The sequence below is a fragment of the Kitasatospora sp. NPDC101108 genome (assembly GCF_055584725.1).
In genome coordinates, this window is sequence record NZ_JBVJLM010000030.1 from 41,729 (window position 1) to 59,025 (window position 17,297).

The 17,297-nt window shown below is 72.8% G+C and carries 16 protein-coding genes; 5 read left to right on the forward strand and 11 right to left on the reverse strand.

The features are described 5' to 3' along the window. Positions 1-54 precede the first annotated feature (54 nt). Positions 55-1,185 carry a helix-turn-helix domain-containing protein gene (locus tag ACZ6Z8_RS35765; RefSeq protein WP_465614172.1) on the forward strand — a complete coding sequence of 377 codons (1,131 nt, stop codon included), beginning with the start codon at positions 55-57 and terminating at the stop codon, positions 1,183-1,185. A gap of 4 nt (positions 1,186-1,189) precedes the next feature. Here ACZ6Z8_RS35765 and ACZ6Z8_RS35770 read toward each other — a convergent pair whose 3' ends face one another. The 7 genes from ACZ6Z8_RS35770 to ACZ6Z8_RS35800 form a co-directional block, all read right to left on the reverse strand. Next, on the reverse strand, positions 1,190-1,966 hold the full coding sequence (locus tag ACZ6Z8_RS35770; protein WP_465614173.1) for a MerR family transcriptional regulator: 777 nt from the start codon (positions 1,964-1,966) through the stop codon (positions 1,190-1,192). 139 nt (positions 1,967-2,105) lie between these two features. After that, entirely contained in the window at positions 2,106-3,332 is a 1,227-nt protein-coding gene (locus tag ACZ6Z8_RS35775; protein WP_465614174.1) for a hypothetical protein, read from the reverse strand. A gap of 205 nt (positions 3,333-3,537) precedes the next feature. Then, positions 3,538-4,704 (reverse strand): LPXTG cell wall anchor domain-containing protein, encoded by a 1,167-nt coding sequence (locus tag ACZ6Z8_RS35780; protein ID WP_465614175.1) that lies wholly within the window; start codon positions 4,702-4,704, stop codon positions 3,538-3,540. Between the two features lie 329 nt (positions 4,705-5,033). Beyond that, entirely contained in the window at positions 5,034-5,612 is a 579-nt protein-coding gene (locus tag ACZ6Z8_RS35785) for a flavodoxin family protein (RefSeq protein WP_465614176.1), read from the reverse strand. A gap of 188 nt (positions 5,613-5,800) precedes the next feature. Then, a complete protein-coding gene (locus ACZ6Z8_RS35790) occupies positions 5,801-6,778 on the reverse strand; it encodes an NAD(P)-dependent oxidoreductase (RefSeq protein WP_465614190.1) in 978 nt (325 codons plus the stop codon). A 36-nt stretch (positions 6,779-6,814) separates the two neighbouring features. After that, positions 6,815-7,237, reverse strand: a complete 423-nt coding sequence (locus ACZ6Z8_RS35795) for a YunG family protein (RefSeq protein ID WP_465614177.1) — start codon at positions 7,235-7,237, stop codon at positions 6,815-6,817. A gap of 278 nt (positions 7,238-7,515) precedes the next feature. Next, positions 7,516-8,076 carry a GlcG/HbpS family heme-binding protein gene (locus ACZ6Z8_RS35800; protein ID WP_465614178.1) on the reverse strand — a complete coding sequence of 187 codons (561 nt, stop codon included), beginning with the start codon at positions 8,074-8,076 and terminating at the stop codon, positions 7,516-7,518. Positions 8,077-8,532: 456 nt separating this feature from the next. Between ACZ6Z8_RS35800 and ACZ6Z8_RS35805 the strand changes: the two genes are divergently transcribed. Together ACZ6Z8_RS35805 and ACZ6Z8_RS35810 are read left to right on the forward strand one after the other, a co-directional pair. Beyond that, positions 8,533-9,771 carry a sensor histidine kinase gene (locus tag ACZ6Z8_RS35805; protein ID WP_465614179.1) on the forward strand — a complete coding sequence of 413 codons (1,239 nt, stop codon included), beginning with the start codon at positions 8,533-8,535 and terminating at the stop codon, positions 9,769-9,771. Then, entirely contained in the window at positions 9,768-10,481 is a 714-nt protein-coding gene (locus ACZ6Z8_RS35810; protein ID WP_465614180.1) for a response regulator, read from the forward strand. The genes ACZ6Z8_RS35805 and ACZ6Z8_RS35810 overlap by 4 nt, the downstream gene beginning before the upstream one ends. 486 nt (positions 10,482-10,967) lie before the next feature. Here ACZ6Z8_RS35810 and ACZ6Z8_RS35815 read toward each other — a convergent pair whose 3' ends face one another. Then, positions 10,968-11,549 carry a hypothetical protein gene (locus ACZ6Z8_RS35815; protein ID WP_465614181.1) on the reverse strand — a complete coding sequence of 194 codons (582 nt, stop codon included), beginning with the start codon at positions 11,547-11,549 and terminating at the stop codon, positions 10,968-10,970. A 217-nt stretch (positions 11,550-11,766) separates the two neighbouring features. Between ACZ6Z8_RS35815 and ACZ6Z8_RS35820 the strand changes: the two genes are divergently transcribed. Next, positions 11,767-12,549, forward strand: coding sequence for an alpha/beta fold hydrolase (locus tag ACZ6Z8_RS35820; RefSeq protein ID WP_465614182.1), 783 nt, complete (start codon positions 11,767-11,769; stop codon positions 12,547-12,549). Positions 12,550-13,069: 520 nt separating this feature from the next. After that, positions 13,070-14,533 (forward strand): MFS transporter, encoded by a 1,464-nt coding sequence (locus ACZ6Z8_RS35825; protein ID WP_465614183.1) that lies wholly within the window; start codon positions 13,070-13,072, stop codon positions 14,531-14,533. A gap of 71 nt (positions 14,534-14,604) precedes the next feature. Here the strand turns inward: ACZ6Z8_RS35825 and ACZ6Z8_RS35830 are convergent, their stop codons facing one another. The 3 genes from ACZ6Z8_RS35830 to ACZ6Z8_RS35840 form a co-directional block, all read right to left on the reverse strand. Continuing rightward, complete coding sequence (locus ACZ6Z8_RS35830) at positions 14,605-15,411, reverse strand: thioesterase family protein (protein ID WP_465614184.1); 807 nt, start codon at positions 15,409-15,411, stop codon at positions 14,605-14,607. Positions 15,412-15,494: 83 nt separating this feature from the next. Beyond that, entirely contained in the window at positions 15,495-16,796 is a 1,302-nt protein-coding gene (locus ACZ6Z8_RS35835) for an NAD(P)/FAD-dependent oxidoreductase (RefSeq protein ID WP_465614185.1), read from the reverse strand. Beyond that, complete coding sequence (locus ACZ6Z8_RS35840; RefSeq protein ID WP_465614186.1) at positions 16,793-17,284, reverse strand: hypothetical protein; 492 nt, start codon at positions 17,282-17,284, stop codon at positions 16,793-16,795. The genes ACZ6Z8_RS35835 and ACZ6Z8_RS35840 overlap by 4 nt, the downstream gene beginning before the upstream one ends. Positions 17,285-17,297 lie beyond the last annotated feature (13 nt).

Here is a 17,297-nt window from a genome sequence, read left to right on the forward strand (position 1 = left end):
GCGGCAACGGCTACACTCACCGGGATTCCGCCACCCGTGAGCAGGGGGTTCCGCATGGCCGAGCCGACCGCCGAGCAGATCGCCGAGCAGATCCCAGGGCAGACCGCCGGGTCGACCACCGAGCGTACGGCCGAGCCGAACGCCGGGGGGCGGGCCGCACCGTCCCGTCCGGTGGCCGTCACCATCGGCCCGCGCCCGGAGCCCGTGCACGACGTCGCGGTGTACGCCTTCGAGGGCATGGCGCCGTTCGAACTCGGCGTCGTGGTCGAGGTGTTCGGACTGGCGCGGCCCGAGCTGGGCGGCCTGCTGGCGGCGCCCTGGTACGGCCTGAAGGTGTGCGCCGACCGGCCGGGGACGGCGCTGGACGCGGTGGGCGGCTTCGCGCTGACCGCCCGGCACGGCCTGGACGACCTCGCGGCGGCCGACACCGTCGTCATCCCCGGGGTGCGCAACGCCTTCAGCGGCGTGGGAGTCTCCCCCGGCCTGGTCCAGGCGCTGCGGACGGCGCACGAACGCGGCGCCCGGATCGTCTCGATCTGCTCGGGCGCCTTCGCGCTGGCCGCCGCCGGGCTGCTGGACGGCAAGGAGGCGACCACCCACTGGCGGTACGCCGAACTGCTCCAGCAGCGGTACCCGCGGGTGCGGGTCAACCCGGACGTGCTGTACGTGGACAACGGCGACGTGCTGACCAGCGCGGGCAGCGCGGCCGGCATCGACCTGTGCCTGCACCTGGTCCGGCGGGACCACGGCGCCAAGGTGGCCAACAGCGTGGCCCGCCGCTTCGTGGTGGCACCGCACCGGGACGGCGGGCAGGCCCAGTTCATCGAGGCGGCGGTCCGCCCGGTCGAGGAGGACGAGGACGGGATCGCCCGCAGCATGCAGTGGGCGCTGGACCACCTGTCCGACCCGCTGACCGTCTCGGTGCTGGCCCGGGCCGCGCGGATGTCGGACCGCTCGTACCTGCGGCACTTCACCGCCCGCAACGGCACCAGCCCGATGCGCTGGGTGATCACCCAGCGCATCGCGGCCAGTCTGGCGCTGCTGGAGTCGCCGGAGGGGTCGGTGGAGGAGATCGCCGCGGCGGTCGGCTTCGAGAGCGCCGCGACCTTCCGCCACCACTTCGGCCGGGTGATGCGCACCTCGCCGACCGCCTACCGGCGCTCCTTCGGGCGCGGGGTGGCGTGACGCGCTACGCCTGCTCGCGCCGGTCGGCGTTGGCCACGATGGCGTCGTGCAGCCACTGCGCCAGGCCGGGGGCGAGCTCCTCGTAGGTGCTGGTCCAGCGCGGGTCCGAGACGTACAGGCAGGCCAGGCCGCGGTGGATGGTGAAGGTGCAGTCGTAGAAGTTCCGGCAGATGTGCTGCCGGTGCGCCTCGGCGAGGTCCATGGCCGCGGTGCCGTCGGCGGGCTCTCCGGCCGTGACCGCCTCGGCCAGGCGGGTGTTGAGCTCGGCCATCTCGGTCTGGATGCGCTGCCAGTCGGCCTTGGTGTAGCCGCCGGTGCGGCGCTGGGACTCGGCCCAGGCCGCGGTGTCGCCCCAGCGCTGTTCGGCCTCCTGCTCCCAGTCCTCCTGGTAGCCCTCGCCGAAGATCTCGAACTTCTCCTCCGGGGTCAGCTGAATGCCCATCCTGCGTGCCTCCATGGCGTGTTCGACAGCTGTGGCGAGGTCCTGGAGGTGCCGGATCCGGTCGGTCAGCAGCCGGTGCTGCCGCCGGAGGTGCTCGCTCGGGCTGACCGAGTCGTCGTCCAGGATCGCCGCGATCTCCTCCAGGGGGAACCCGAGCTCGCGGTAGAACAGGATCTGCTGCAGCCGGTCGAGGTCGGCGTCCACGTAGCGGCGGTAGCCGGCCCGGGTGCGGCCCGCGGGGGACAGCAGGCCGATCTCGTCGTAGTGGTGCAGGGTGCGGACGGTCACCTTGGCGATCTTCGCCACGGCGCCGACCGAGTGGCCCTGGTCCTCGCTCATCCGGAAACTCTCCTCCCTGGTGGTGACCACCACCCTGCGCTCTCACGTCGCGTGAGGGTCAAGCCGCGGCGCGCCGGCGGGCGGATGCGCCGAGCAGTCCCCGGGGCGGGCTCAGGCGCCGACCGGCTCCAGGGGAGGCTCAGGCGCCGACCAGCTCCCGCTCGCGCCGTCGGGCCGCCCGGCGGCGTCCGTCCCCGCCACCCCCGGCCGGTGACCGCGGTCGGCGGGCCTGCTGGGTGGGCCAGAGCAGCACGTACGCGGCGGATACCACCACGAAGGCGAGCCGGACGAAGCCGCGGGCCGAGTCGGACGGGAGGAACAGCGTGCCGCCGTACAGCGCCACCAGCGCGATCCAGCTCCACCACGGGACCAGCCGCTTCTGCCCGACCGCGTCCCAGAGCAGGGTGCCGAGCAGGATGGAGGCCGTGTAGTACGTGTAGACGCTCGGGTCGAGCAGGATCCGGGCGTCCGCGCCGAGCAGCACCACGGCCGGCCAGCGGCCGCGCCGGACCGCGACGCAGCCGAGGCCGATCCCGAGCACGAACTGGGTCGGGCGGTCCCACCAGGGCGTGGACGGGTCGGTGACGCCGAACCAGCGCAGCGCGGACGCGGGCTGGTTGGGGATGGTGAACTTGGCGGCCGCCATGGTGTCCAGGTTGCCCAGGTAGAACGGCAGCCAGGCGATCGCGACCAGGAAGCAGAACCAGAGCGCGGTGCGCAGCCAGGCCGTCCGGGGCAGGGCCAGGATCAGCGGGGCGAAGGCGATCGCCCAGGGCTTGGAGTCGACCGCCAGGGCCAGGAAGACCGCGACCTGGACGGGCTTGCCGCGGGCCAGCGCGTGGGCGGCGAGGGTGGTGAAGAACAGCGCGAGGACGTCGTCCAGGTGCGCGAAGCGGACCGAGACCTCGACCCACATCGGGATGAACGCCAGCCCGGCGATCAGCAGGCGCTGCTGGAGCCGGCGGTGGTTGGTGCCGGTGCCGAGGTAGTACAGGGCCGCGGTCCGGCCGACCAGGACCAGCATCACCAGGCCGAGCCCGGCGCTCGCCGCCTCGGCGACCAGCTGGCCGACGTGCGGCGGGAACGGGGCGGTGAGCCGGGCAGCGGCCAGACTGACCGGGCCGATCTGCAGCTCGGGGTGATGGGCGTAGAGCGAGAGGCCGCCGTCGGGCTGGCCGCTGAAGAGGAGTTGCTCGCCCTGGCGCAGGTAGTGCCAGGAGAAGCCGCCCCTGGGCTCGACCAGGAAGAACCAGAGCACCGTCCACGCCGTCAGCAGCACGTGGTGTCTGCGGAGCGGCAGACCCGCGATCCGACCGGTCGCGGATTCGTAGTCGGTGGTGGCCCGTGTCGTGCGTTCTTCCCGCACCTTTCCCTCTCCCCGCCGTTCCGCCCCCCTCCGGCCGGACATCCTATGTGACGGAGGAGTACCGCCCGTGCCGCCCGGACGTCGTCCGTGAGGCCGTCCGCGAGAACAGCCACGGGAACGACCGGGCGGCAGGGGGTACTCGGGCAAGCCCCCCGCTTCCTCGGTCCCGGGCCGGCCCTGCCGGCCCGGGACCGTCAGCCACGGGTCAGCTCTGCTGGCCCGCCTTGCGGCGGCGCAGCACCACGAGGGTGCCGACACCGGCGACCAGCACGGCGCCGCCGGCGGCCGCGATCGCGGTGGTGTCATCGCCGCCACCGGTGGTGGCCAGGCTCTTGTCCGCGTCGGTGGCGGCCGTCTTGGCCTTGGTGACGACGGCCGGGGTGATCTTCGGCGGGGTGACCTTCGGGACGTCCACCGGGAAGTCGATCGGCTGCTGGGCGTCGGTGCTGCCGCCGGACGGGGCCGGGGTGGTGGTCTCGCCGGAGCCGGACCCGGAGTCGGTCGGGGAGGCGGACGGCGAGGCGGTGCCGGTGGCCGAGGTGGTCGGCGCCGGGGTGGTCGGCGTGGTGGTGGTCGGAGTGGTGGTGGGGGTCGCCGTCGCGGTGGTCGTGGGCGACGCCGTCGCGGTGGTCGTGGGCGACGCGGTGGCGGTCGGGCTCGGCTTGCCGGTCTTGGTCGGGGTGGGGGTCGGGGTGGGCTTGCCACCGCCGCCACCGGCCTTGATGGTGAAGCCGGCGCCCTTGATCCCGTCGCAGCTGAAGTGGCCGTTGTCGGACTCGTCGTCGGCGTTGGCCGAGAAGACCACCGGCACGACGCCGGCCTTGCCCAGCGGGGTGTCCTTGGTGAAGGAGACCCGGACGTCGATGTCGATCCGCTTGCCCGGGGCGAGGTAGAGCAGGGCGTCGTCGGCGGGACCGCCGTCGGTCACGCCACCGAGCAGGATCAGCACCGCGCTGTCGTCGCCGTCACCGCCACCGGGCGCGATCGAGCCGGTCCGCCAGGTGCCACCGCCGGGCAGACCGGCCGGGAGCTGGTACTCGACCTTGAGGTCCTTCGCCTTGAGCGTGCCGGCCTTGTTCTTGAACTTCAGCAGCGGGAAGGCGACGAAGTCGTTCTCGGCCGGGTTCTGGATCCGGTAGGAGAAGACGCGGGCCGGGCCGCCGGCGACGAAGGTGTCCGGGACGCCGCGGACCGAGAGAGCGAGGCTCTGGTGCTTCGCCTGGGTGGCCGCGGACGGGGCGGCGGCCGACGGGGTGCCGGGGGACGGGGTGCCGGGGGAACCGACGGCCATGGCGCCCTGCGCGCCGGTGAGCACCAGCGAGGACGCGAGCGCGGCGACGCCGGCCAGGGCAAGACTGCGACGTATGGACAAGGAGACCTCACGGAAGTGTCCGGGCGAGGCCCGGGCGCGAGGGGGCGGCCGCAGACGCCGCGAACCCCCCGCGAAGCTGAAAGTCCGACGGAGATTACCGAACGGTCCAGCCACTCCGGAAGGCAGGTGCCCCGCTGTGACGAACTCCCGGGGGTGGGGCGCCCGAATCGCCCAACTAAGTCCTCTGGTAAGGCCTTTGTGCTGTGCGAAAAGATGACCGCAGAGTGACGGGTACACGCCCGAAAGGACGGTATCGCACGGTGCTCGGTGGCGTGAATGCGTCAGTGACCTCGCCCCGAACCGGCGCCGGGGCAGCCGGGTCAGCCGGGTCAGCCGGAGAAGAACGACTTGGCCGCGATCAGCGCCCGCTCGTCGCGCAGGACGTCCCCCGGGCGGGTGCCGTTGCCGATCAGCGCGCCGCCCCAGCGCATCCCCATGTACTCGGCGGTCAGCTTGAGCGTCCCGATCATGGGTTCGGCCTTGTCCTCGGTGCCGGCCAGGACGGTGACGGTCCACAGCGTGCCGCCCTTCACCCCGGCGCGGAAGTTTACCCCGGGCACCCGGAACCAGGCCGACCAGTGGTCGAGGTAGAGCTTGGCGGTGGTCGGCAGCGTGTACCAGTACACCGGCGCGACGAAGACCAGGTCGGTGGCCTCCAGGGTGGCCTCCAGCAGGGTCCGCTCGTGGCCGACCGGCTCCGGGTAGCTGCCGTCACCGGTGTGCCGCAGGTCCTGGAAGGGCGGCAGCGGGTGGTCGGCGAGCCGCAGCCAGCGCTGCTCCGCGCCCTCGGGCAGGCTCGACTCGGCTGCCAGCCGGGCGAGTTGTTCGGAGTTGCCACCGGCGCGCGAGCTGGCGTCGAGGAACAGGAAACGGCGCGGCGCCTCGGCGCCGGACAGCTGGTCGGCCATCGGTACTCCCCCCGGTCAGGTGTTGCGGACAGAGGTGCGAGCACCCACCGTGCGCCGGGTATTCCGCGCCTGCGCCCCGACCCGACCCCGCGCGCCGGGCCGCCCGGTGCCCGCCCGGTGCCTCGGGTACGCACGGCGGGCGGGGGCAGTTGACGCGGACCGGGCTCACGGGACTCGCAGGGTGGCGCTCAGTCCGGCAGTCCGGCCCGGCGCCGGGCGACCTCGGCGACGGCGGCCCAGTCCTTCTCCCCGTCGCCGTGCGCCAGCGCGTCCAGGAAGGCGTCCCGCAGGATGCCGCCGAACGGCAGCGGGACGTGGCGCGCGGCCCCGGCCTCCAGCGCCAGGCCGACGTCCTTGAGGCCGAGCGGCAGCCGGAACCCGGCCGGCTCGTACCGGCGTTCGGCCACCATCGAGCCGTAGCCGGAGTAGACCGGCCCGGGGAAGAGCGTGCCGGTGATCATCTCCACCAGGTCGGTGGGCCGCACGCCGTTCGCCTCGGCCAGGCTGCACGCCTCGGCCATCGACTCGATCGCGCAGGCCAGCAGGAAGTTGGTGCTGATCTTGGCGGTGTTGGCCTGCCGGGGCTCGTCACCGAAGTGCCAGGTGCGGTCGCCCATCGCGGTGAACAACGGCTCGGCCCGGTCCAGCAGTTCGGGCGCGCCCGCGGTCAGGATGTTGAGCTTCCCCGCCTCCGCGACCGGGGGCCGGCCGAGGACGGGCGCGGCGACGTAGCCGATGCCGTGCTCGGCGTGCAGCTCCTCGGCGCGTTCGGCCAGCGCCAGCGAGACGGTGGCCATGTTGACGTGCAGGGTCGCCTTCGCGCCCGCCAGCAGCCCGGGGTCGAGCAACAGCCCTTCGACCGCCTGGTCGTTGGCCAGCATGGAGACCACCGTGTCGGCGGCGAACACCTCGGCGAGCGAACCGGCCGCCTCGGCCCCCTGGGCCACCAGTGCGGCCACCGGCTCGGGCGAGCGGTTCCAGACCCGCACGGCGTGGCCGGCCCGCAGCAGGCTGCCGGCCATGCCCCGCCCCATCGCGCCCAGCCCCACGAAACCGACCGTCGCCCCGCTCATCCGCGCACTCCCGTCGTCGTCGCCGCCACCCGTACGGTGGTCCGTCCGGGCCGACTGTACGTCAGGGGATGCTCGGCGCTGGGGTAGCCGGATACCCGTTCTGCGCCACGGGCCGGGACCGGACGGGCGTCAGGCGACCCGGGCGGGGCGGCGGATCCGGTTCACGGCGGCTCCGCGCTCCAGTTCGGTGACCACGCGGTGGCGCAGCAGCTCGTACTGGGCCTGGAGCCGGCCGGGGCGGGCCGGGCGGGCGACCGGGCGGCCGGGGCCGACCAGCTCGTCCGGGCCGAACTGCTCGCGGGTGAGGTCGATCTCGAAGCCGGTGGCGAAGCGGTTCCACCAGTGGAGGTCCGTCCGGACCCCGTCGACGTGCACCTCGCCCATCATCAGCTCGCCGCCGAGCAGGTCGTGCACCACCATGGCCGTCACCCCGCACTGGCCGCGGGCGGGATTGTCGGGACGCCAGTGGGCAAGGTCCTCGGGCGCACAGGTGTCGACACCCCAGGAGGAGCGGATCGCACGTTCGATGTCGTTGAGGGTCCACGCCGTCATACCGGGAAGCCTGCCACGAGGCACTGACAACGACACCGGCTTTTCAAAGGGTCACCGCCTGTTCTGCGACGACCCCTCCCCTGTTCACCCGAACGAGGACAAGGTGGGGTGGCGGGCGGGAGAACGGCGGCGGATCCGGGAAGCGTGCGCCCGGCCGGTCGGCCCCAGGGGGCGGGCCGGCCGGCCGGGGCCGGTCACTCCGGGGCGGTCACTCCGCCGCGCTCATTCCGTCGTGCTCATTCCGTCGTGCTCATTCCGTCGTGCTCGCTCCGTCGCGGTCACTTGCCCAGCGCGGCGACACCGGCCTGCGCGAACTGCTCGTCCAGGTCGCCGCTGGGCGCCCCCGCGACGCCGATGCCCGCGACCGGGGCGCCCTTGGACTGCACCGGGGCGCCGCCGGCCAGGAACAGCGTGCCCGGGATGTCCTTCAGGTTCGGGGCCTGGGCCAGCCGCTTGGCCAGCTCCGAGGTCGGGGCGTTCCAGGAGACCGCGGTGAAGGCCTTGCGCTCGGCCGACTCGGTGGCCTGCGGGCCTGCGCCGTCGCCCTTGAGCAGCACCCGGGTGACGCCGTCCCGGTCGACCACGGCGACGGAGACGTGCTGGCCGGCCTTGTTCGCCGCGTCCAGGGCGGCCTGGGCCGCGCGGGTGGCGGCGTCGATGTTCAGGCCGGTGCTCTGGGCGAGGTTCCTGTTCTGGGTGTCGACCTTGACGGCGGTCGGCGCGGCCGGGGTGTCGGTGGTCTCGGCGCTGGCCGAGACGGCGCCCACGCCGGCGGCGGCGAGCGCGGCGACGGCGGCGGTGCCGGTCAGCACCCGGGTGCGCACGGAGGTCTTCTTCATGGTCCAGCTCCTCAACGGGATCACGGGGTCTACGGGCTCTGGGGGTCTGCGGGGTCCGGGGGTCTGCGGGGTCCGGGGGTCTGCGGGGTCCGGGGGTCTGCGGGCCGACGGGAGGCCATGGGTCCGGAGATCCGCGGAGATCCGCAGAGGTCCGCAGTGGTCCGCAGTGGTCCGCAGTGGGATTCGGGGCCGGACGGCGGGGGGACCGCCCGGCTCTTGCCTCGATCCTCCGGCCGGATCCGGGCGCGCGGCATCGACGGTCCGGCCCGACCGTCCGGGCCCGATGGTGGACGGCTCCGTCAACCGATCGGCTGATGCGGGACCGGGCCGGACGGGCCACCATCGAGGGATCGGCGCAGGTCGGCCGCCTGCGAGCGCAGGTCCGTGCGGCGCACGCCGATCCGCCACCACAGTCGACCGGGCGCCGTCCGGAGCCCGTAGCGCCAGGAGCCACCCGTGCAGCAGACCCGCCCGTCCGCCGGCCCGGCCCTCGGCGGCCGCGACGCCGGGGACCCGGACCCGGACGCCGGCCGCCTGGCGCTGCTGCTGGACTCCGCCTTCCTGCTGCTGCTCGCCGCCGCGCTCAGCCGCTACCTCACCCACCACGCCGACAGCCCCTGGATCCCCTGGGTGATCGGGCTGAGCACCGCCCTGGCCGTCGCCCAGCCGGCCGCCTCCTGGCTCGAACACCGCCGCCCGGCCGCGCCGGACCGACCGCGCCGGTGGCCGGTCGCGCTGGTGGTCGCGCTCTGGGTGGTGCTGGTGCTGCTCGCGCCGAGCTTCGCCTGGTGCGCCGTCCCGCTGATCTACACCGGATTGCGGGCGCTGCCCGCGAAGGCGGCGATCCCGCTGGTGGCAGCCCTGACCCTGCTGGTGGTGATCGCCGAGATCCGGCTGCCCGGGACCGCGGACGCCACGCTCGTACTGCTGCCGCCCGCGGTGGCCGCACTGGCCACCGGGGTGTTCCTGTTCATGGCCCGGCAGGCCGCCCGGCAGCGGGCGCTGATCGCCGACCTGGTCCGCACCCGCCGCGAACTGGCCGCCACCGAACGGCGCGAGGGCACGCTCGCCGAGCGCGAGCGGCTGGCGATGGAGATCCACGACACCCTGGCGCAGGGCCTGTCCAGCCAGCAGATGCTGCTGCAGGCCGCCGACCGCACCTGGGACGCCGACCCGGCGACCGCCCGCGCCCACGTCCGCACCGCCGCCGAGGTCGCCGCCCGCAACCTGGCCGAGGCCCGTCGCTTCGTCCACGACCTCGCTCCGGCGGAACTCGCCGACGGCGGCACCCTCGACCGGGCGCTGCGGGCACTGGCCGAACGGGAGTCCGCCGAGAGCGGGCTGCCGGTCCGGTTCCACCTGGACGGCGCGCCCGTCCCGCTGCCGACGGCCGTCCGGTCCGCGCTGCTGCGGATCGCCCAGGGGGCGCTGGCCAACGTCCGGGAGCACGCCGGGGCCTCGGCGGCCGCGATCACGCTCTCCTTCCTGGGCGACCAGGCCGTGCTGGACATCGCCGACGACGGGCAGGGCTTCGACCCGGCCGCCGGGGAGCGGCGCGCCACCGGCAGCGCGCGCGGGTACGGGCTGCCGGCCATGCGCGCCCGACTCCGGCAGCTGGGTGGCACGCTGACGGTGGAGAGCACCCCCGGCGAGGGCACCGTCGTGTCCGCCGCGATCCCCCTGGAGCAGCGATGAATCCAGCGCGCGACACCTCGAACCCCGCACCGGGCGGCGCGTCCGGTCCGGCGCCGGGCGGCCCGTCCGGTACGGCGCCGGGCCCGTCGGCCGTCCGGCTGCTGGTCTGCGACGACCACGCGGTGGTACGGGCCGGGCTGCTGGCGCTGCTCGCCAGCGCGGGCGACATCGAGGTGGTCGGCGAGGCGAGCACCGGTGAGGAGGCGGTCGCGCTGGCCGCCGAGCTGGCACCGCAGGTCGTCCTGATGGACCTCCAACTCGGCGACGGCATCGACGGTGTGGAGGCCACCCGGCGGATCACCGCCGCCCCCGGCGGACCGCACGTCCTGGTGCTCACCACGTACGACACCGACGCCGACATCACCCGGGCCATCGCCGCGGGCGCCACCGGCTACCTGCTGAAGGCCGAGCGCCCGGAGGAGCTGTTCGCCGCCGTGCACGCGGCCGCGCAGGGCCGGACGGTGCTCTCGCCACCGGTCGCCTCCCGGGTCATGGCGCAGATGCGGGCGCCCGCGCCGCAGCTCACCGAACGCGAGCAGGACATCCTCGAACAGCTGGCGCGGGGGCTGGGCAACCGGGAGATCGCCCGGGCCCTGTTCATCAGCGAGGCGACGGTGAAGACCCATCTCGGGCGGATCTACGACAAGTTGGGCGTGGACACCCGGGCGGGCGCGGTGGCGGTGGCCAAGGAGCGCCGGCTGTTGCGCTGAGCGCGCCCTCCGGAGGGCCCCGCTCGCCCCGTCGTCGGAACAGATCACTGCGCTGGGCACTCGCGGGGTGTCACTCCGTGGTGACATGATGCATGGAATGTCGGATTCCAGGTCGCGTGATCCCTCGCGCCCCGGGTGTGCGGCATGACGCGCACGACCCCCCGCACCGCCCTGACGAGCCTCCAACTGCCTGGTGGGACGCCCATCACACCGGCCCGACCGGGCCACCACGATTGTGGATTTTTCGTGGATCCCACTATTGACAAACCAACCACGCGGTTTGTTAGCGTGAGATCAACGACGCCCCCGGAGGTGGGGGCCCGCCGGGGTCTGTGCGGACGCTCTCGCCGGAGGGTGATGCCAGGGGGGGACGGCGGGGTTGCCGGGGTGTCGGGGGGAGCGGCAGCGCCGGAGCCGCGCGACGAGGCGGCGTGGAGCGGGTCCGGGGGGACCCGCTCCACGCCTCCCCCGGTTCCCGCCGCGCGGTCACACCAGGGCGCTCCAGTACGAGCAGTGCACATGGGGCAGCGGCGCCGGGTCGGGTTCACCGGCCCCCGGCAGCGCGGGCACCCGCTCCGAGCAGGCCACCCCGAGCAGGCTCGCGGTCAGCCGGACCTCGCCGAACTCACCGAAACACAGCACCAGTCGGGAACCGTCCCGGGTGGTCGCCGCGACCCCCGGCCGGTCCCGGCCGGCGTTCAGCGAGGTGATCGTCCATCCCCGCCGCCGCCACTGTTGCTCCACCATCGCCGCCAACTCCGGCCGCCGGCCCGGCGATACGACGGTGAGCAGGTCCCGCCCCCGGGTGACGTACCAGAGCACCTCCGGCCCCCGCCGCCCCGGCGCGGACAGCCGAACCCCCGCCCGCGGCACCGTCTCCCGCCACACCGGTGCCGGCCGCACGGCATCCAACGTGTCCCGCAGCAGCGTCTCGCAGTGCTCCGCGGCGTCGAGTTGATCGGCCGTCACATCCGGAGCCAGCACCGGCCACCAGTCCGGCGCGGCCGACGCGCCGCTGCGGAAGCCGTCCGGGCATCCGAGGTTCAGTTCGGCACCACCTGACTGCACAGGGCCCTCCGTACTCCTCCCGGCGTTCAACCCGGGCAGGCATTCCGTCACTCCTTGGACGGTAGGCGGGCACGGACAGTTCCGTCTTCCGCGTTCCCAGAATTGCACTGCACGGTGCAGTTGAGTCACTGATCTGCACCGTGTAGTTTACTTCTCGAAGCCGCCAAGGCCCCGGCCACCGAGGCCCGACCCCGACGCCACCCCGGAGGAACCCGCCATGCCCACCCTCACCGTCGGCACCGCCCGCATCCCCTACCGCGTCGTCGGCGACGGCCCCGACACCCTCGTCCTGGTCCACGGCACCGGCCCCGGCTCCGGCATGTGGGACGCCATGCTGGACTCCTTCACCGACCGCTGCACCGTGCTGCTGCCCGACCTCTCGGGCAGCGAGGCCGCCGAGGACGACGGCACCCCGCTCACCCTGGAAACCCTCGCCGAGCAGGTCAACGCCGTGATCGACGACGCCGGCCGCGGCCCGGTCGACGTCCTCGGCTTCTCCCTCGGCGCCGTCGTCGCCACCGCGGCCGCCGCCCTGCGCCCCGACCAGGTCCGCCGCCTGATCGCCACGGCCGGCTGGATCAGCGCCGAACAGGACGAGTACCTGCGGCTCTCCATGGCCACCTGGCTCTCCCTCGCCGACGACCCCACCGCCTTCGGCCGCTACGCCACCCTCACCGCCTTCAGCCGCGGCTTCCTCAACCGCATCGGCCGCGAGGCCGTCGAGGCCAACACCTCCTACCTGCAGCCGACCCCCGGCACCCTGCGCCACATCGCCCTCGACCTCACCCTGGACCTCGCCCCGCTGCTCCCCCGCGTCCAGGCCCCCACCCTGGTGATCGGCTGCACCCAGGACGCCACCGTCCCGGTCGAGAACACCCGGCGCCTCCACGCCGCGCTCCCCACCAGCACCTACACCGAATTCGACACCGGCCACATCGCCCCCGCCGAGGAGCCCGCCGCCTTCGTCAAAACCGTCCGCGACTTCCTCGCCACCGCCTGAACCGCCCCGGCCGCCCGCCGACCGGAAACAAGAAAGCCGCAGGTCATATGACCTGCGGCTTTCGGTACGGAGCGGGCGACGAGAATCGAACTCGCGCTCTGAGCTTGGGAATCTTTGGGCTTTCAGGCCGAACTGCCCATGACCTGCGATAACGGGACTCAAACCAGCCCCTGGGGCCATCTGCTTTGGCCGCCGCCGCGTACTCGTAGCGGCCCAGGTCGGTGACCGGCAGAACGTCGAAGGTGCTCAGACGCACGGTGCCGGCACGGGACTCGTGGACCACACCAGCGGACAGTCTGGTGAGCTCATGTCACTTAAGGAGCATTCCCAGCGGTGCGCCTTAGGTGAAATATCGCGGCGCGGGCCCGGCAAATACCATGTGACCCGCCCCCGCGGCCGCCATCGCGCGCTCCGCTGAAACCGGTGATCAACCCTTCCCTTCTGTGCAGTTGAGGAGCTGCGCGCGGCTCGGGGATCTGACGGTCCATCAGCCCTATCAGGATTCACATGGAGAACGACATTGGCCAGCACTAAGGACCAGGGCGTAGCAGCAAAGACCCATCCTCCCGAGGCGCCGACGGCGGACGCCCGGAAGACCCGTCTCGCATTCCTGGTCATCTCGGCCGGGTTCTTTCTCGCACAGCTCGACACCCTGATCGTCAACGTCGCCCTACCGACGATCAATCAGAAGTTCGACGGCAGCTCGATCTCCGGCCTGTCCTGGACGCTGAACGGTTACGCGATCGTCCTCGCCGCGCTGATGGTCCCCGCGGGCCGCTGGGCGGACCGGTTCGGGCGCAAGAACGTCTTCCTCATCGGCATTGGCGTCTTCACCCTCGCGTCCCTGCTGTGCGGCGTGGCGACGAACACCGCCTTCCTCGTCGCCGCCCGGGTGCTCCAGGCCGTCGGCGCCGCGGCGCTCGTGCCGACCTCGCTGGGACTGCTGCTCGCCGCCTACCCCGGGGAGGGCCGCGCCAAGGCGGTGAGCCTCTGGGCCGCGATCGGCGGCTCCGCCCCCGCGTTCGGCTCGCTGATCGGCGGTGTGCTGCTCCAGATCGACTGGCGCTGGCTCTTCCTCATCAACCTCCCGGTCGGGATCTTCGCTGTTCTCGCAGGCCTGAAGGCACTGCCGACGGAGCCGAAGTCCGCGAACGGCTCCATCCCCGACATGCTCGGCGCGGTGCTGCTGATGGTCACCATCAGCTCGATCACGCTGGCGCTGGTCAAGGCCCCGGAGTGGAGCGGCGCACGGATCGGCGGGCTGCTGGCCTTCGCCGCTGTCGTCCTCGCCTACTTCGTCTTCCGCTGTTCCCGCCACAAGAACCCGCTGGTGAGCCTGCCGCTGCTGAAGGTGCCGGCCTTCGCGATGGCCAACGTCAGCGCGCTGCTCTACAGCATCAGCTTCGCCGCAGTGGTGTTCTCGTTCATGCAGTGGTGCCAGGACGTGTGGGGCTGGTCCGGCACCAAGACCGGGCTCGCGCTGCTGCCGGGCCTGGCCATCGTGCCGATCGCCGCCCGACTCGCCGCGCCGATCGTGGCCCGTATCGGCGCGGCTGCATCGGTCGCGGTAGGCTGCGGCGCACTCACCATCGGCGTCTCCTGGTGGCTGGTCACCGCGGAGGTGGAGCCGCAGTACGTGCAGGTCCTGCTGCCTGGTGTCGTGCTCTTCGGCGCCGGGTCGGCGCTGGCCATCACCGCGCTGATGCAGGCCGCCACGGCCGGTCTCGCGCCGACCGAGTTCGCCACCGGCTCCGCCATCGTCAACATGGTCCGGCAGCTCGGCATGGCGCTGGGCGTCTCACTGTTCATCGCCCTGCTCGGCACCTCCTCCACGCCGGACGCGGAGCGGACCGCCTTCCAGCACGGCTGGCTCCTCACCGCGGCCGCCGGCGGCGTCGCCGCTCTGGTCTCGCTGGGTCTCGGGCTCTGGCTGCGCCGTGCCACCGCCAAGACGGCGGCGAAGGCCGCGAGTGCGGCCGCGTAGCAGGCGCCGTACGACGAAACGTCCCGCCGACTTCCGGATTCCGGAGGTCGGCGGGACGTTTCGTCGTACGGTCAGCCGCCGAGTCCGGCAGACCGTCGCAGGTCTCCGGCGTTCGCCACGATGCGGCGGGTCTGGAGGCTGACCGCCATCAGGGTCCCGTCGGACCTCCACAGGCTGCCCGATTCGAGCGTCCAGCTGGAGCCCGCCTGCTCGGTCCTGACCTGGATGAGGCCCCAGCCGTCCAGGCCGCCGTCCGCGATCTGGTCGGTGAACCGCACCGAGATCTCGGCCGAGGGAACCGGGACCGGCTTCTCGAGGACCCCGTAGATCGCCGGCGGCATCGAGTCGAGGAGGACGACGGCGGCCTCCGCGGGCCCCAGGTCGAGGTTCTTCAACCGTATCCACGCGGTCAGCCGGGGCTCGTCCCCGCCGGACAGGGGGCGGACGTCGGTCGCCATCCTGATGCTCAGGTGCTGGGCGACCGGGATGAGCTCCGCCGACATGTCCAACTCGGGGCAGTCGTCGACCCCTGGCACGACCGGCGCCTGCGGACTGCGGTAGAGCACGTCCTCCCCCGGGTGGGAGTCCGCGAAGAGCGAGGTCGCGGTGACGGACGGAACGCCGTCGTGGAAGAGCGTCGACCTGGTCACCACGCTGGACATATTGCGCTGCTGGATCTCGGTCGACAGACGCAGCGGCGCCGTGGTGACGGGAGCGAGGAACGACGCGTGCAGGGACCGCTGCGTCATCGTGCCGGTCTGACGCCGGGCGTGCCGCATCATGATGGCCGCGAGCAGACCGCCGTGCGCCGAACTCCACGACCACCAGGTCGGGTCGAGCGCCGGCAGTTCCACATCGCTGCTGGTGAGGGTCCGCAAGTGAACTACTCCTTCATCTGGGTGCGTTTCGCCGCCCGGCATGGCACGCGGCTCGAATGACGGTCAGCCCGGCAGCGGGCGGGTCACCAGACCCGTCCGGCGGCCGACCGGCCGGTGTCGCCCCTCAGCCGGTGCCTGAGGTTGACCACGCCGGCGCGTGCGATCACCTTGGGCGCGAGGAACTCGCCGACTCCGATCAACCGACTCGCGTAGGTGTGCAGATGGCGCGCCGTCACCTCGTCGCGGGTCGCGGCGGCGAAGAGCTGCCGCTCGATCGCGTTCATCGGCCGCCCGGTGGCGTAGTCGGAGATCAGGAACTGCTGGGCGCGCAGGCGGGCCCGCCGGGTTCGCCGGTAGGCGGCCAGGCCGCGGTCCACCTCGTCGGCGCCGGCGGTCAACGTGTCCTTGGTGGCCTCGACGAGCCAGGTGGCCGACTGGAAGGCCCAGCCGACCCCGATGCCCCAGATCGGGTCGGAGCAGAGCCCGGCGTCGCCGACGAGCGCCACGCCGGGACCGGCCGACTCCCGGGTGATCAGCGGGTAGTCGGTGGTGCCGATGATCTTCGAGACTCGCTCGCCCTTCGCCAGGTCCGGGCCGTTCGGCAGCCGGCCGATGTACCTGGTGTAGGCCGATTCGAGGTCGTCACGGAAGGCGGGCAGGTGACTCTTGCCGGGCGCGCAGGCGATGGCCGTCAGACCGTCGTCGGTCGGGTTCGCGTACGCCATGTCCTTACCGAACCAGATGTAGCTGACATCGGACTTGGGCAGGACGTCGCCGCGGTAGTAGGCGAAGAAGCTGAACCGGTTGTTCTTCACGCTCTTCTCGGCCAGCTCGGCGAACTTCGCGACCGACGAGTTGCGCCCGTCGGCACCGACCACCAACGCGGCACGGATCTCGCGCTCCTCCACGCCGGCACGCCGTACCCGGACGCCCACGATCCGCCCGTTCTCCCGCACCACCCCGGTGACCGTGGCCCCCAGAATGGTGTCGACGCCGGGCGTCTCCATGGCGATCTTCCGCAGCATCGGGTCGAGGGTCTCCCGGCGGACGTTGTAGCCGTACGGCAGGGGGGACGACCCGTGCTCGGACTCCGGCCTGATCCAGCCCCAACGGGTCCACCAGGCCACGGAGAGCGTCTTGGGGGCGCCCGCCTCGTCCAGCAGCGGCAGCAGTCCCAGCTCCTCCATGATGGGCACCGCCGAGGGCTGTATGTAGTGGTTGCAGAGCACCTTGTAGGCGTCGGGCTTCTTGTGGCGCTCGATCAGCGCCACGCGGGCCCCCGCTCGGGCGTAGAGGATCGCGGCGGTGCAGCCGGCCACGCTCCCGCCGCAGATGACCACGTCGTAGGGGGTGTCGGCGTTCGTAGGGGTGTTCCGGGTCGTCATGACGTGACCAGCCTCTTGATCGCTCCGAGCTGCCCGTACATGTCGAGCAGGTTGTCGCCGACCCAGTACTCGGCGATGAGTCCGTTCTCGTCCAGCCGGAGGATGTCGTGGCCCTCGATGGCCACCTCGGAGCCGGCCGGGGCGGTGGCCCCGCGCGGCTTGCCGCCCTTCCACACTCCGCGAAAGCTCCAGCGGCCCATGACGTAGTGCTCGCTGACGAACGGGCCGACGGCGGTGACCATCTTCGACTCGGAGAAGTACGAGTGCCACACGTCAATCCAACGCACCACGGCGCCGGGGCTGTTGATGAGGTGCGACTCGGGCATCTCGTAGCGGGCGAGGTGGCAGGTGAGGTCCGGCGCGATGATGCTGTCGCCGACGGCGAACCGCTCGTCGAAGGGGACGTCACCGCTCCACAGGCCGATCCAGCGATGCCACAGCTCCGCCTTCGCCTGGTCCACGGGTGCGAGCACCACGGGGTCGGACATCTGCGTCCCTTCG

Coding starts and splice junctions, on each gene's coding strand:
- ACZ6Z8_RS35765 (WP_465614172.1), top strand. CDS start 55: ATGGCCGAGCCGACCGCCGAGCAGATCGCCGAGCAGATCCCAGGGCAG.
- ACZ6Z8_RS35770 (WP_465614173.1), bottom strand. CDS start 1,966: ATGAGCGAGGACCAGGGCCACTCGGTCGGCGCCGTGGCGAAGATCGCC.
- ACZ6Z8_RS35785 (WP_465614176.1), bottom strand. CDS start 5,612: ATGGCCGACCAGCTGTCCGGCGCCGAGGCGCCGCGCCGTTTCCTGTTC.
- ACZ6Z8_RS35795 (WP_465614177.1), bottom strand. CDS start 7,237: ATGACGGCGTGGACCCTCAACGACATCGAACGTGCGATCCGCTCCTCC.
- ACZ6Z8_RS35800 (WP_465614178.1), bottom strand. CDS start 8,076: ATGAAGAAGACCTCCGTGCGCACCCGGGTGCTGACCGGCACCGCCGCC.
- ACZ6Z8_RS35810 (WP_465614180.1), top strand. CDS start 9,768: ATGAATCCAGCGCGCGACACCTCGAACCCCGCACCGGGCGGCGCGTCC.
- ACZ6Z8_RS35820 (WP_465614182.1), top strand. CDS start 11,767: ATGCCCACCCTCACCGTCGGCACCGCCCGCATCCCCTACCGCGTCGTC.
- ACZ6Z8_RS35835 (WP_465614185.1), bottom strand. CDS start 16,796: ATGACGACCCGGAACACCCCTACGAACGCCGACACCCCCTACGACGTG.
- ACZ6Z8_RS35840 (WP_465614186.1), bottom strand. CDS start 17,284: ATGTCCGACCCCGTGGTGCTCGCACCCGTGGACCAGGCGAAGGCGGAG.